This window comes from uncultured Sphingomonas sp. (genome assembly GCF_964243315.1).
Classification (GTDB): domain Bacteria; phylum Pseudomonadota; class Alphaproteobacteria; order Sphingomonadales; family Sphingomonadaceae; genus Sphingomonas.
Map to the genome: position 1 here is coordinate 1 of NZ_CAXTEM010000067.1, position 13,409 is coordinate 13,409.

General features: G+C 67.4%; 13 protein-coding genes. 5 read left to right on the top strand and 8 right to left on the bottom strand.

The window, feature by feature from the left end; genetic code table 11:
• Positions 1-284 precede the first annotated feature (284 nt).
• Complete coding sequence (locus tag ACFE77_RS14250) at positions 285-1,766, top strand: lipopolysaccharide biosynthesis protein (RefSeq protein WP_375422310.1); 1,482 nt, start codon at positions 285-287, stop codon at positions 1,764-1,766.
• Here the strand turns inward: ACFE77_RS14250 and ACFE77_RS14255 are convergent.
• The gene (locus tag ACFE77_RS14255; protein WP_375422311.1) at positions 1,754-2,182 is read right to left on the bottom strand and encodes a CBS domain-containing protein; all 429 of its coding nucleotides are present in this window, start codon (positions 2,180-2,182) and stop codon (positions 1,754-1,756) included. The two genes, ACFE77_RS14250 and ACFE77_RS14255, sit on opposite strands and share 13 nt — an antisense overlap.
• Before the next feature lie 67 nt (positions 2,183-2,249).
• On the opposite strand from ACFE77_RS14255, the gene ACFE77_RS14260 reads away from it, so the two are divergent.
• The gene (locus ACFE77_RS14260; protein ID WP_375422312.1) at positions 2,250-2,528 is read left to right on the top strand and encodes a hypothetical protein; all 279 of its coding nucleotides are present in this window, start codon (positions 2,250-2,252) and stop codon (positions 2,526-2,528) included.
• Between the two features lie 66 nt (positions 2,529-2,594).
• On the opposite strand, the gene ACFE77_RS14265 is transcribed toward ACFE77_RS14260, so the two are convergent.
• The 4 genes from ACFE77_RS14265 to hisS all read right to left on the bottom strand — a co-directional run bounded on the left by ACFE77_RS14265 (position 2,595) and on the right by hisS (position 7,631).
• A complete protein-coding gene (locus tag ACFE77_RS14265; protein WP_375422313.1) occupies positions 2,595-3,674 on the bottom strand; it encodes a DUF4167 domain-containing protein in 1,080 nt (359 codons plus the stop codon).
• Between the two features lie 252 nt (positions 3,675-3,926).
• Positions 3,927-4,763: a peptide chain release factor N(5)-glutamine methyltransferase gene (gene prmC, locus ACFE77_RS14270; protein WP_375422314.1), complete on the bottom strand. Its 837-nt coding sequence runs from the start codon at positions 4,761-4,763 to the stop codon at positions 3,927-3,929.
• Positions 4,764-5,275: 512 nt separating this feature from the next.
• Positions 5,276-6,349: a peptide chain release factor 1 gene (gene prfA / locus ACFE77_RS14275; protein ID WP_375422315.1), complete on the bottom strand. Its 1,074-nt coding sequence runs from the start codon at positions 6,347-6,349 to the stop codon at positions 5,276-5,278.
• A gap of 37 nt (positions 6,350-6,386) precedes the next feature.
• Positions 6,387-7,631 carry a histidine--tRNA ligase gene (gene hisS / locus ACFE77_RS14280; RefSeq protein ID WP_375422316.1) on the bottom strand — a complete coding sequence of 415 codons (1,245 nt, stop codon included), beginning with the start codon at positions 7,629-7,631 and terminating at the stop codon, positions 6,387-6,389.
• Positions 7,632-7,679: 48 nt separating this feature from the next.
• Here hisS and ACFE77_RS14285 point away from each other — a divergent pair, with 48 nt between their 5' ends.
• The 3 genes from ACFE77_RS14285 to ppa all read left to right on the top strand — a co-directional run bounded on the left by ACFE77_RS14285 (position 7,680) and on the right by ppa (position 10,953).
• Complete coding sequence (locus tag ACFE77_RS14285; RefSeq protein ID WP_375422317.1) at positions 7,680-8,330, top strand: DUF1345 domain-containing protein; 651 nt, start codon at positions 7,680-7,682, stop codon at positions 8,328-8,330.
• An 84-nt stretch (positions 8,331-8,414) separates the two neighbouring features.
• The gene (locus ACFE77_RS14290; RefSeq protein ID WP_375422318.1) at positions 8,415-10,340 is read left to right on the top strand and encodes a M61 family metallopeptidase; all 1,926 of its coding nucleotides are present in this window, start codon (positions 8,415-8,417) and stop codon (positions 10,338-10,340) included.
• A gap of 37 nt (positions 10,341-10,377) precedes the next feature.
• Positions 10,378-10,953 carry an inorganic diphosphatase gene (ppa, locus tag ACFE77_RS14295; protein ID WP_375422319.1) on the top strand — a complete coding sequence of 192 codons (576 nt, stop codon included), beginning with the start codon at positions 10,378-10,380 and terminating at the stop codon, positions 10,951-10,953.
• Between the two features lie 175 nt (positions 10,954-11,128).
• Here ppa and ACFE77_RS14300 read toward each other — a convergent pair whose 3' ends face one another.
• The 3 genes from ACFE77_RS14300 to ACFE77_RS14310 form a co-directional block, all read right to left on the bottom strand.
• Positions 11,129-11,620 carry a GNAT family N-acetyltransferase gene (locus ACFE77_RS14300; RefSeq protein WP_375422320.1) on the bottom strand — a complete coding sequence of 164 codons (492 nt, stop codon included), beginning with the start codon at positions 11,618-11,620 and terminating at the stop codon, positions 11,129-11,131.
• A complete protein-coding gene (locus ACFE77_RS14305) occupies positions 11,617-12,510 on the bottom strand; it encodes a DMT family transporter (protein WP_375422321.1) in 894 nt (297 codons plus the stop codon). Before ACFE77_RS14305 ends, ACFE77_RS14300 begins: the two co-directional genes overlap by 4 nt.
• 309 nt (positions 12,511-12,819) lie before the next feature.
• Positions 12,820-13,409 (bottom strand): flavodoxin-dependent (E)-4-hydroxy-3-methylbut-2-enyl-diphosphate synthase (locus ACFE77_RS14310; protein WP_375422322.1); only part of this gene is annotated, 590 nt, incomplete at its 5' end.

Consider the following 13,409-nt stretch of genomic DNA (forward strand, 5'->3'; position numbering starts at 1 on the left):
GACCGCAAGCCGCCGCCCACATGTCCCTTCATCTAAATCAACAATGTCAAAGAGCGCAAAACGCCGACGCCGTGGTATACCCTCTTTCGGGGGTGGACCCTAGCGCCTGCTATTTGGTGACCGTAGAAGCGAACCGTTTGGTCCATCGCTGCGGTGACACCCATTTAGGTTAGGGTTCCAACATCGTCAAATGCTTTTTTGCATTTTTCTTTCAGTTTGCGCGGAGCCCGCGGAAAAGCTGGGGTTCACCGGTTGTGAAGGCCCTGCTGGTATCCCGCCGGTCGATGTCCAAGCCGATCTCTCCCCCCCTGTCGCCCGACTCGTTCGGCGAACAGGTGCGTCGAGCGGTGATCTGGCGGTCGGCCAGCCAGATCCTGGCACAATCGGTACAATGGGCAGCGACTTTCCTGGTAATCCGCATACTCGATCCGCAGGATTACGGGCTGTTCGCGATGACCAGCGTGATGATGGTCTTCCTCAACATGCTCAACGGCACGGGACTGGCTAGCGCGCTGATCCAGCAACCCACGGTGACCAAGGCGGAGATCCGGCAGTTGTTCGGCATGCTGCTGGCGCTGAACGCGATGCTTGCGGTCACCCAGTTCCTGGCCGCCCCGTTCGCGGCGGCCTATTACCGGCATGACGAGGTCGTGCCGTTGCTGCGGGTGCAGTCGCTTCTCTATCTTACCACCCCCTTCATCGCTCTCCCCGGCGCGCTGTTGAGTCGGGCGATGGACTTTCGTCATCAGGCCCGCGCCAACATCGCCGCATCCTTCGCTGGCGCATCGACCGCGTTGGCCGGCGCGCTGCTCGGCTTCGGCGTTTGGACCCTGGTTGCGGCGCCGCTGATGCTATTGGCGGTGCGGGGGGGGATGATGACCTGGAGTGCGCGCTCGCTGATGTGGCCGAGCTTCGATTTCCGCGGTAGCGGGCAGATCGCGCGATTCGGTGGGGTGCTGGCGGCGGGGCAGTTGTTCTGGTTCCTGCAGAGCCAGGCCGACGTGTTCATCGCCGGCCGCCACTTCAGCGCGCATGAGCTCGGCATCTACACGACGAGCCTGTTCCTTACCCAGATCTTCGTCGCCAAGTTCGTGCCGCCGCTCAACGAGGTCGCGTTCAGTGCCTATGCGCGCATCCAGCATGACGAGGCCGCGGTGGCACACGCCTTCGTCCGCGCCGCCGGGATCGTGATGCTCGTTGCGATGCCCTTCTATGTCGGGCTCGCCGCGACCGCGGAGCCGCTGGTGCTGATCGCGCTCGGCGAGAAGTGGCATGAAATGGCACCGGTGGTGCGGCTGCTCGCACTGGCGATGCCGTTCATGACGCTCAACGTGCTGTACACTCCCGCCTGCGACGCCAAGAACCGGCCGGGCATCGGGGTACGCAACGGCGCCGCGGGGGCGGCGATCCTGGCGATGTGCTTCCTCGTCGGGGTGCGCGGGGGTCCGGCGGGGCTCGGCTATGCGTGGATCGTCGGCTATCCGCTGTACCTCGCGGCAAGCACATGGCGGTCGCTGCCGGTAATCGGGGTGCGGCTGAGCGATCTCGCCGCCGCGGTGGCGCCTGCCGTACTCGCCTCGCTGGCGATGGGGCTGGTCGTCCGCGTCGCCGATCTGACGCTGCCGCCCCTAGAGCTGCATGCGCGATTCGCGGCGCTCGTGGTCGTCGGAGCAGTCGCCTATGCCGCGTGGCTGATGGTGTTCGCGCCCGCGACGGTGCGCGACTCGCTCGCGGTGATTCGTTTGAGGCGAGCTCAGGCCGACTGAATGTAATCGCGCAATGCCGCGGCATCCGCCTCGATCCGGTCGATTCGGTATTTGACGAGGTCGCCGATCGACACGAAGCCGACCACCCGGCCAGCCTCCACCACCGGCAGATGTCGGATGCGTCGCTGGGTCATCAGCGACAGCGCGCCGATCGCGGGATCGCGCGGGCCGATGCTCTCGACCGGACTCGTCATCACGTCGCCGACCGTGCGATCGAGCGCCGCCGTGCCGCCCGCGGCGAGCGCGTGGATGACGTCGCGTTCGGAAAAGATGCCGACGACCTCGTCCGCGGTCATCACCGGTAGCGCACCGATGCCCTTTTCGGCGAGCAGCGCGACCGCGTCGGCGACGCTCGCATTCGGCCCGATTGATATCACCGCGTCGCCCTTGCCACGCAGGATTGCCGCGATCGTCATGACAGACTCTCCTCGTTATCGTTCTTCGCTGCTTGAGAAGATCATGTTTGCGCGCCTAAGGCAAAGCATGTCCGATCGTCCGCAAGGCCTGAGCGATCCCGAATACGCCGCGTTCGCGTGGGGTCGGTTCCGCGCGATCATGGCATGGATGATCCTGGCCGCCGCGATCTGCGTCGCCGGCGTGATCGTGATCCTCGCGCATTTCTACGGGCCGTTGCACCTGGTGACGATGCTCGCGGTGATCGGCGGAGTCGGCGGATCGGTGATGCTCGCGGGGCTGCTGATGGGCCTGATCTTTCTCAGCTCGGGCAGCGGTCATGACGAGGATGTCGAGCGGATCGACTGACACGAAAAAGGGCCGGCCCCGCAGGACCGGCCCCCCCTTATCGTAAAGCCCGATCGTCGGGCGCGCTTATTCCGCCGCGGTAGGAACGTCCGTCGCGCGCGGCGCGGCGCGGCGGCGGCGCGGCTTGGGCGTCTCGCCATCCGCATCGTTGGCAGCTGCCGAGATGCCGAGCGACGGCGGCAGGCGATCCGCCTCGAAGCCGTTGCCGCTCGCCTCTGGCTGCGCTGCGACCTCCGCGACCGGCTCGCGGCGCGGACGACCGCGGCGGCGCGGTGCTTCGGCCTGCTCGGTCGCGGCCTGCTCGGGCGCCGCTTGCTCGGTGGAGGCGAAGGCGTCGAGCTGTTGTGGCTGCTCAACCTCGCGACGCGGTGGGGTGCCGGCCTGCTGATCGCGATCCGGGCGCGCACGCCGCGGCTGCTGGTCGCGATCGGGGCGCGCTTCGCGGTCGGGACGACCTTCGCGTTCGACGCGAGGCTCCCAGTTGCGCGGCGGGCGCGACTGTTCGTTCTCGCCACGATCGCCGCTCACATTGCCGTTGCGATCCTGACCACCGCGATCCTGACCGGCACGCTCCTGGCCGCCGCGATCCTGCGCGTTGCCATTGCGGTCCTGGCCAGTCGACTGGCGATCGCCACCGTTGCCACCACGATCCTGGCGATCGTTCCGGTCCGCACGCTCGGGACGCTCGCGCCGATAATTGCCCTGGCGATCGCCCTGCCCGTCGTCGTTCTGATATTGCTGCGACGGCTGTTGCTGCTGGGGTTGCTGCTGCTCGCCGGCGCGGACCGGTTCGCCCTCGTCACCGTAGAAGTCGTCATTGTCGCCGTCGAACTCGTCGCGCTGCTGGCGGCGCGGCTGGTTTTCCTCGACGCGACCACGCTGGTCGGCGAGCACGCGGAAATAATGATCCGCGAACTGGAGGTAATATTCGGTATTGACCCTATCGCCCTGGCGCTGCGAGTCGCTCGCCAGATTCTTGTACTTCTCGTACAGCTGGCTGGCGTTGCCGCGCGCGCGACTGTCGATGCGATTGCCGTTGTCCGATCGGCCCTGACCGCCGCCGCCCTGACGCGGAGCGTTGCCGCCACCGGGATTGTTACCGCCACGACCGCGGCGGCGGCCGTTCTGCTGCCGATTGTTGATCAATCTTCTGTCCTTGTACTCAAAACCAAAACTGGCCTTGCTCCCGGTCACACGGTGCAACCTTCGGGCATCGCATCATACGCCTGGCGTATCGATGGAGCCTGCCACGGCCGCCGGACTGCAGCGGTTTCATGACGAAGGGTGCGAGCCAACGCCCGATCCAACACTATCTGTCGAAAATGCGTGCCCCGGCATGCCAATAGCGGTGGGAGCGCATGCACCACAAGCAAAATATTGGATCGCCGCTGTTCCGAATCAAGTCGTGGCGACAAGGCAGCGGTCGCGCCCGCCGAGATCGCGAAATGTCCGCGCCCGCAGTCCCGCGGCGGCGAGCAAGGCGGTCACCGCCGCGCCCTGGTCGGCGCCGATCTCGATCACCGCGGCACCGCCCGGTGCGATCAGCGCGGCGAGCTGGGGCGCGAGGAGGCGGTAGTCGTCGAGGCCGTCGGCGCCCGCGAACAACGCGGCCGCGGGTTCATAGTCGCGCACCTCGGCGGGCAGCTGATCGCCGGTTGCGACATAGGGTGGATTGGCGAGGACGAGATCGAAGCGTTCGGCGATGCCTTCACCCCAATTGCCGAGCGCGAAGGCGGCACGCGCCTCGACGCCGAGCGCCGCCGCGTTGTGCCGAGCGTAGGTTAGCGCGTCGGCGGACGCGTCGATGCCGAGACCCGTCGCCTCCGGCCATTCCGCCAGCGCGGCGAGCAGCAGGGTGCCCGGCCCGGTGCCTAGATCGAGGATGCGGTTCGGCGGCCGGCCCGCGAAATGCGCGATTGCCGCCTCGATCAGCGTCTCGCTGTCGGCGCGTGGCACCAGCGCCCCGGGCCCCACCGCCAGATCGATGCTCCAGAAGCCGCGGGTGCCGGTGATGTAGGCGATCGGCTCGTGCGCGGCGCGACGCTCGACCAGCGCAGCGAAGCCCGGCGGGACGGCGCGGTCAGGGTTGAGCAGCAGCGCGTTGCGATCGACGCCGAGCGCGTGGGCCATCAGCAGCTCGGCATCGAGGCGCGGCGTGGCGGAGAAAGCGAACCGCGCGGCTGCGGCGGCAAGCGCGGCTGGGATTGTCGGCGCTGCGGGGGCGGCGGCTGTCACGACGCGCGAGCGACTGAAGGTGCCGCCCACCCCCTCTCCGTCATCCCGGCGAACGCCGGGACCCACGGACGCCCGCGGCTGATGTAGGCCGCCAACACCGCCCGCACCGCTTCCATGGGTCCCGGCGTGCGCCGGGATGACGGAGGTAGGTGGGGTATGCGGCCGCAAACTGGCAGGACGGGGCACCTGCTCCCGTTCTCCTGCGCACGCAGGAGCCTAGGGTTACAATGAGCATCGCTTGCGCATGCCGCCCACCTCGATTTCGTCATCCCGGCGGACGCCGGGACCCATGGACGCGCGCGGCTGATGGAGTGCGCCAACGCCGCCCGCACCGCTTCCATGCATCCCGGCGTTCGCCGAGATGACGGAAATGGGTGGGGTAGGCGGCCGCCGCGCCCACTTCCGTGCTCCTGAGAACGCAGGAGCCCAGAGCCACAAACGGTGCGCATCGTAACCCTGCGCCCCTGCGCCCCTGCGTGCGCAGGAGCACGGGCGCTTCACCCCCACTCCCCTCACGCATCCAGCGTCGCCAAGCGCTCCGCTTCGTCCTGGGCGATCAGCGCGCCGATCAGGTCGTCCATTTCGCCGACCAGGATCTCGGGGAGGCGGTGGAGCGTCAGGTTGATGCGGTGATCGGTTACCCGCCCCTGCGGAAAGTTATACGTCCGGATCCGCTCCGATCGATCGCCCGATCCGACCATCGACTTGCGCGCGCCGGCCCGCTCGGCGTGGAGCCGCTCGCGCTCGGCCTCGTACAGACGCGTGCGCAGCACCTTCATCGCCTTGGCCTTGTTCTTGTGCTGCGACTTCTCATCCTGCTGGATGACCACGAGGCCGCTCGGGATGTGGACGATGCGCACCGCGGAGTCGGTAGTGTTGACCGACTGCCCCCCCGGTCCCGACGACCGGTAGATGTCGATGCGCAAATCCTTGTCGTCGATCTTGACGTCGACATCCTCCGCCTCGGGCAGCACCGCAACGGTCGCCGCCGAGGTGTGGATCCGGCCGCCCGCCTCGGTCACCGGCACGCGCTGAACCCGGTGGACGCCGCTCTCGAACTTCAGCTTGGCGAATACGCCCTGCCCGGTGACGCTGGCGACGACTTCCTTGAAGCCGCCGGCGTCGGAGGCCGAGGACGAGATCATCTCGACCCGCCAGCCCTGCGCCTCGGCATAGCGCTGGTACATGCGGAACAGGTCGCCCGCGAACAGCGCGGCTTCGTCGCCGCCGGTGCCAGCCCGCACCTCGAGCATCGCGGAGCGCTCATCGGCAGCGTCGCGCGGCAGCAGCGCGAGCGCGAGCTTGCGGTTCGCGGTCTCGAGCGCCGCCTTGTTCTCGCGCAGCTCCTCCTCCGCCATCGCGCGGAGTTCGTCGTCGGCATCGCCTGCCATATAAGTGAGGCTGTCCGCCTCGGCGCGCAGCCGCCGCACGAGGCCCGCAGCCTGGGCGACGGGCTCGAGCTCGGCATATTCCTTCGACACCGCGACGAAGCGATCCGACGGCAAGTCGCCGGTCGCCATCTGCGCCTGCAACTCGTCGCGCCGCGCCTCGATCTGGGCGATGCGGTCGGGAGAAATGGTGGTCACGAATTCCTCCCCGGCACGGGGAGGAATTTACGGGCGCTCATCGTAGGGCCTCGGCGAGGTCGGCAAAGGTCACCTGGCGCTGGTCGCCGCTTGCTAGATTCTTCACTGCGACGGCACCGGCAGCGATCTCGTCGTCGCCGATGATGATCGCGGATCGTGCGCCCAGCGCGTGCGCCTTGGCGAGCCGCTGTTTCATCTTGCCCTTGTACGCCATGTCCACCGCGACACCCCCACGACGGAGCTCGGCGACCAGGCCTTGCGCACGCGTCTCGGCGGCAGCGCCCATCGGCACGATCACAGCATCGATCGTCGCCGCTTCCGGCTCCGCCACCAGCATCGCCAGCCGCTCGACACCCGCGGCCCAGCCCACGCCCGCGGTCGGCGCGCCACCGAGCGACTCCACCAGCCCATCATAGCGGCCGCCGGCCAGCACCGTGCCCTGCGCGCCAAGCCGGTCGGTCACGAACTCGAACGCGGTGTGCCGGTAATAATCGAGCCCGCGCACCAGCCGTGCGTTGCGCGTCCACGCCACGCCCGCCGCGTCGAGCCCGTTCGTCACCGCATCGAAGAACGCCCGCGCCGCGTCGGTCAGATACGCGTCGATATCGGGCGCCGAGTCCGCGATCGGCCGGTCGCGCGGGTCCTTGGAGTCGAGGATGCGCATCGGGTTCTTGTCGAGCCGCAGCAGGCTGTCCTCCGACAACTCCTCCCGATGCGCTTCGAAATGCGCGACCAGTCCGGCGCGCCACGCCTCGCGCGTCGCCGCGTCGCCCAGCGTGTTGAGCTGCAGGGTCACTCCGTCGGCGATGCCCAGCTCGTGCAGCAACTGATCGGCCAGCACCAGCAGCTCGACATCCGCCGCGGGCTCGGGCGCGCCGAGGATCTCGGCATCGATCTGGTGGAACTGGCGATAGCGACCCTTTTGCGGGCGTTCGTAGCGGAACACCGCGCCACTGGTCGCAAGCTTCAGCGGCGCATATTGCTGCCATCCCTCGGTCAGGAAGGCGCGCGCGATACCGGCGGTGAACTCGGGGCGCAGCGTGATCGAATCGCCGCCGCGGTCGTCGAAGGTGTACATTTCCTTCGACACCACGTCGGTGGTCTCGCCGATCGATCGCGCGAACACCTCGGTCGCCTCGAACACCGGCAGGTCGACGCGCTGGAAGCAGTAGAGCCGACGCACGCGATCGAACGTGTCGAGCACGTGCGCGAAGCGGCGTTGATCTTCGCCGAAGATGTCCTGGGTTCCGCGCACCCGGCGCGGCGTTTCGATACGGGCCATATGGGGGCGTATCTAGGCGAGGTGCACGACAAGCGCTAGCACCCGACGATGGCCAGCGAGCAACGCTATTGGGGGATCGGCAAGCGCATCGCGCCGCCGCGCTTCGCTCTGTTCGCGTTGCTGTTCGTGATCGGGCTCGCGGTGCTTGTTCCGTCGGCGGGCCCCGGGCGCGGGACGATGCTGGCGTTCGACATCGCGGCGACCGCGTTCCTGGTCTCTCTGATCACGCTGTTCCGACACGGCGACGTCGCGCATATGCGCCGCGCGGCGCGCGACAACGATGCCAATCGCGCATTGTTGCTGGCGATCACCGCGACGACGATGATCGCGATCCTCACCGCGGTGGCGGGCGAGTTGAAGGGCCGCAACGACAGCGGTGCGATCGCGCTGGTGATCGCGACCCTCGCGCTGGCCTGGCTGTTCACCAACATGGTCTACGCGCTGCATTATGCGCATCTGTTCTACATCGCCGATGACGGCGGCAAGGATGCGCGCGGGCTGGAATACCCCGACTGCGACGAGCCCGATTATTGGGATTTCCTGTATTTCAGCGCCACGCTCGGCATGACCTTCCAGACGTCGGACGTGTCGATCACCTCGCGCCGGATCCGCCGCGTGGTGCTCGGCCATTCGCTGGCTGCGTTCGTGTTCAACCTCGGGATCGTCGCGTTCACGATCAATGTGCTGGGCGGGGGCTGACGGTCGGCGTTCTGGCAAGACACTGGACGCGCGGCCTTTCGGCCGATTACACCGCATGATGACTTTCCCTGCCAAAGGCTTCTCATGATCCGCACCGTTGCCGTCGCCGCCCTTCTCCTGTCGGTTGCCGCGCCCGCGCTGGTGCAGGTTCCGGCCGGCAACAGCGCACCGCAGCCGGTGCCCTTTGTCGACACGATCCCCGCCGCGCAGGACATCGCCTATCCTGGCACGATCCAGCTCGACATCGACGCGACCGACACCGAGCGTGGCATCTTCCGGATCAAGGAGACGATCCCGGTCGCGAAGAACGGGCCGATGGCGCTGCTCTATCCGAAGTGGATCCCCGGCAGCCATTCGCCGAGCGGCCAGATCGACAAGGTGACCGGGCTGGTGATCAAGGGCAATGGCCGGGTGCTGCCCTGGACGCGCGATGCTGTCGACGTCACCGCCTTCCACATCGACGTGCCCGCGGGTGTGCGGCGGCTGGACGTCGAGTTCCAGTTCCTGTCGGCGACCAAGGCCGACCAGGGGCGGATCATGATGACGCCTGCGCTGATCAGCCTGCAGCCGATCTCGATGAGCCTCTATCCGGCGGGTTATTTCGTCCGCCGCATTCCGATCCAGATGACCGCGACCTTCCCCGCGGGCTGGACCGCGGCGGGTGCGCTGCCCGCGAAGGTGAGCAACGCCGCGACCGGCACGACCTATCGCTACGACGCCAGCAATTACGAGATCCTGATGGACTCGCCGGTGCTCGCGGGGCGGTACGGCAAGGTGTGGCCGCTGAGCCCCAGGGTCGACCTCAACGTCTTCGCCGACACGCCCGACCTGCTCGCGGCGACCCCGGCGCAGATCGACGCGCACAAGCGGCTGGTCGATCAGGCGGTGAAGACCTTCGGATCCCAGCATTACGACCATTACGAATTCCTGCTGTCGCTCACCGACCAGCTCGGCGGGATCGGTCTGGAGCATCATCGCAGCTCGGAGAACGGATCGCGGCCCGGTTACTTCACCGAATGGGATCAGAATGCGCAGGCCCGCAACCTGCTGCCGCATGAATTCGCGCACAGCTGGGACGGCAAGTATCGCCGCGGCGCCGACCTTTGGACGCCCGACTACCGCACCCCTATGCGCGATTCGCTGCTGTGGGTGTACGAGGGCCAGACCCAATTCTGGGGCTATGTGCTCCAGGCGCGGTCGGGGCTGGTGTCGAAGCAGGACACGCTCGACGGCTATGCGACGATCCTCGGGCTGTACGACACCGCGCCCGCGCGCCAGTGGCGCAACCTGCTCGACACCACCAACGATCCGACGATCTCGCAGCGCCGGCCGAAGGGCTGGACCAGCTGGCAGCGCAGCGAGGATTATTACAACGAGGGCCTGATGGTCTGGATGGAGGTCGACGCGATGCTCCGCCAGAAATCAGGCGGCACCAAGTCGATCGACGATTTCGCCCGCGCCTTCTTCGGGATGCGCGACGGCGATTATGGCGAACTGACCTACACCTTCGCCGATGTCGCGGCGACGCTGAACGGCATCGTTCCCTACGACTGGGCGAGCTTCCTTACCAGGCGCCTGACCGAAACCGGGCAGCCCGCGCCGATCCAGGGCTTCGCGATGAACGGCTACAAGCTAGTCTACCTTGCCGAGCCGAGCCCCTATGCCAAGAACCTCGAGAAGACCCGCACCGACGTCAGCTTCTCGATCGGCTTAGTGATCAACAAGGACGCGGAGGTCACCGCATCGATCTGGGAGTCGCCCGCGTTCAAGGCGGGGATCGACGTCGGCACCCAGATCCAGGCGGTCAATGGCGAGGCGTTCACCCCCGACCGGCTGAAGGCCGCAATCGTCGCCGCGAAGGACAGCAAGGATCCGATCCGCCTATTGGTCAAGAACGGTACGCGTTTCCGCGATCTCGCCATCGACTATCACGGCGGGCCCCGCTATCCGCGCCTCGAAAAGACGGGTGCCGGAGAGGGTGGCCTGGACAAACTTCTGACGCCGCGGTGATCGCGGCACGCACTCGACTGTAAGGACCGCTGGCTTCATGCGTATCGACCTCATCCCGACCGGAAAGAACCCGCCGGAAGACCTCAACGTCATCATCGAGGTGCCGACCGGTGGCGAGCCGGTAAAGTACGAATTCGACAAGGCATCGGGCGCGTTGTTCGTCGACCGCATCCTGCACACACCGATGCGCTACCCCGCCAATTACGGCTTCGTCCCCCACACGCTGTCGCCCGACGGCGATCCGCTCGACGCGCTGGTGATCGCGCGCTCGCCGTTCATCCCGGGCTGCGTCGTCCGCGCCCGCCCGATCGCGGTGCTGAACCTCGAAGACGAAGCCGGCGGCGACGAGAAGCTGGTCTGCGTGCCGGTCAACGAGGTGTTCCCCTATTACGCGAACGTCGATGGCCGCGCCGACGTGCCGGAGATTGTGTTCGAGCAGATCGAGCACTTCTTCACCCACTACAAGGACCTCGAAAAGAAGAAGTGGGTCCGCGTCGGCGTCTGGGGCGATGCCGACGAAGCACGCCGCATCACGATCGAGGCGATCGAGCGCTACAACCAGGCCAAGGAAGAGGGCGAAGAACCCCACGACCACGACGTTCCGGGGCGTTGATCGTCTGGGCGGCGCTGGAACCGCCCAGCCATCCTTGTGCTCCCGCGAAGGCGGGAGCCCAGTACTGGGTCCCCGCCTTCGCGGGGACACATAGGGGGTACAGGCCGGGAGGCATGAACACCGCGGCGTTCCGCCGTGACGAAACTGTTGGTGAGGATCAAGCCTCCCCCGCCCCCTACTCCGCGCCCGCCAATCGCACCAGCGCCTCGCCGCTGACGCGCTGCACGGTCCATTCTTCCTGCCCGACCGCGCCCATCGCGCGGTAGAAGCGGATCGCGGGTTCGTTCCAGTCCAGCACCGACCATTCGAACCGCGCGCAGCCGCGAACGACCGCGATCCGCGCGAGGTGGCGCAACAGCGCGGTGCCGACCCCGCGCCCGCGAGCGGCCGGGGTGACGTACAGATCCTCGAGATACAGCCCGCGCTTGCCCGTCCAGGTCGAGAAATTGTGGAAGAAGATCGCGAAGCCCAGCGGCTCCCCGTTCTCAGCAATCTCATCCTCGGCGATCACCGCCTCCGCGGCCGGGTGCGCGCCGAACAGGGCGGCGGTGAGGCTCTCCTCGGTCGCTTCCACCGCATCGGGCTCGCGCTCGAAGGCGGCGAGGTCGCGGATGAAGCCGAGGATCGTGGCGACGTCGGCTGGCGTGGCGGGACGGATTTGGGTCATGACGCCGCCGGTAGCGCGGGTTGCGGGACATCGCCACGCCGTGCGGCATAAAGGCACGCGCCGACGATCACCGCCGCGCCGATCACAGTGAACATCGACACCCGCTCCCCGAACACCGCCCAGCCGAGCAGCGCGGCATAGAGGAACGAGGTATATTCGGTCGTCGCCAGATAGCCGGTCTCGCCATGTGCATAGGCCCAGCCGAGCAGCCACAGCGAACTCGTCCCCAGCACCGCAGCGATTACGATCTGCGGCCATTGGTCCGCCGCCGGGACCGCCGCCAGCCACGGCGCGGCGACCGCGAGCAGCACGACGACCGTCGTCGACTGGAAGAACGCGATCTCGCCCGGCCGTGCCGCCTGCGACTGTACGCGCGCAATGACGAGGTTGACCGCGTACAGCACCGCCGAGGCGAGGATCGCCAGCGCACCTTCGAAGGCGCCGGGCACGGGGGCGGCACGCGACTGCCCGGCGAGGATCACGAACACCCCGACGAAGGCGAGGATCGAGGCGAGGATCACCCGCCGGCCGACCCGCTCACCCAGCGCCATCGCGGCGAACAGCAGCGCGAGGATCGGCGCGATGTAGGCGAGCGTGATCGCCTGCGCCATCGGCACTCGCGCCAGCCCCCAGAAGAACAGCAGCGCCATCACCGCGGTTACCGTGCCGCGAAACAGGTGGATCCTGAGCGTGCGCCGCGACGGCAGCCCGTCATGCCCCGCCCGCCACGCGATCGCCCCCAGCCCCGCCGACACCATCACCCGCCAGAACAAGGCGTTGTAGACGCCGATCGCCAGCACCAGCGACTTCATGAACGCATCCATGATCGAGAACAGCCCGATCCCGAGCGCGGCGACCGCGAAGGCAAAGGCGGGGGACGGGGTGCGCATCCGCGATGCTTACGAGCAGATGCGGCGGAGGTGAAGCTGGGGGGTGTGCTAGGCCGGACATGGCAGCGCTGACTTGGTGGGCGGGACCTCCCGACCCTCACCCGCCACCTCGGATCAAGCTGGGCTCAGCGAGCCGCCCCTTGTGTCCCCGCGAAGGCGGAGACCCAGTACTGGGCTCCCGCCTTCGCGGGAGCACAATTGGGGTCGAGTAGAGACCGCAACGATCCGCCTACACGGGTGAAGGAAATTGTGACCGATTTGGTCCGGGATGATGGATCTGCGTCGGGGAAGTCGGCGCCCCGTCAGCCCCTACTCCGCGGCCACCTTCGCAGCCTCGTCCGCCGCCTCGATCTCGCGCGCCTTGGCCTCCACCAACGACACGATGTGGTCGACCATGCCCGCATCCTGGACATGGTGATCGGTGACCCCCGACAGATACACCATGTGCTTGCCGTTGCCGCCGCCGGTGATCCCGATATCGGTCTCGCGCGCTTCGCCCGGTCCGTTGACGACGCAGCCGAGCACGCTGAGCGACATCGGCGTGCGGATATGCTGGAGCCGTTCTTCCAGCGCCTGGACGGTGCGGATCACGTCGAAGCCCTGCCGCGCGCAACTCGGGCAGGACACCACGCGGACGCCGCGGTTGCGGATGCCGAGCGCCTTCAGGATCTCGAACCCGACGCGGACCTCCTCTTCCGGCTCGGCGGACAGCGACACGCGAATGGTGTCGCCGATCCCGTACCAGAGCAGGCTCCCCATCCCGATCGCAGACTTGACGGTGCCGCCGACGAAGCCGCCTGCCTCGGTGATGCCGAGATGCAGCGGACAATCCACCACTTCCGCAAGCTGCTGATAGGCGGCGACCGCGAGGAACAGGTCCGACGCCTTCACCGCGACCT

What these genes read in the sequence shown, in the direction of transcription:
- ACFE77_RS14250 (WP_375422310.1), top strand. Translation starts at nt 285, where the DNA reads ATGTCCAAGCCGATCTCTCCCCCCCTGTCGCCCGACTCGTTCGGCGAA.
- ACFE77_RS14255 (WP_375422311.1), bottom strand. Translation starts at nt 2,182, where the DNA reads ATGACGATCGCGGCAATCCTGCGTGGCAAGGGCGACGCGGTGATATCA.
- ACFE77_RS14260 (WP_375422312.1), top strand. Translation starts at nt 2,250, where the DNA reads ATGTCCGATCGTCCGCAAGGCCTGAGCGATCCCGAATACGCCGCGTTC.
- hisS (WP_375422316.1), bottom strand. Translation starts at nt 7,631, where the DNA reads ATGGCCCGTATCGAAACGCCGCGCCGGGTGCGCGGAACCCAGGACATC.
- ACFE77_RS14285 (WP_375422317.1), top strand. Translation starts at nt 7,680, where the DNA reads ATGGCCAGCGAGCAACGCTATTGGGGGATCGGCAAGCGCATCGCGCCG.
- ACFE77_RS14290 (WP_375422318.1), top strand. Translation starts at nt 8,415, where the DNA reads ATGATCCGCACCGTTGCCGTCGCCGCCCTTCTCCTGTCGGTTGCCGCG.
- ppa (WP_375422319.1), top strand. Translation starts at nt 10,378, where the DNA reads ATGCGTATCGACCTCATCCCGACCGGAAAGAACCCGCCGGAAGACCTC.
- ACFE77_RS14300 (WP_375422320.1), bottom strand. Translation starts at nt 11,620, where the DNA reads ATGACCCAAATCCGTCCCGCCACGCCAGCCGACGTCGCCACGATCCTC.
- ACFE77_RS14305 (WP_375422321.1), bottom strand. Translation starts at nt 12,510, where the DNA reads ATGCGCACCCCGTCCCCCGCCTTTGCCTTCGCGGTCGCCGCGCTCGGG.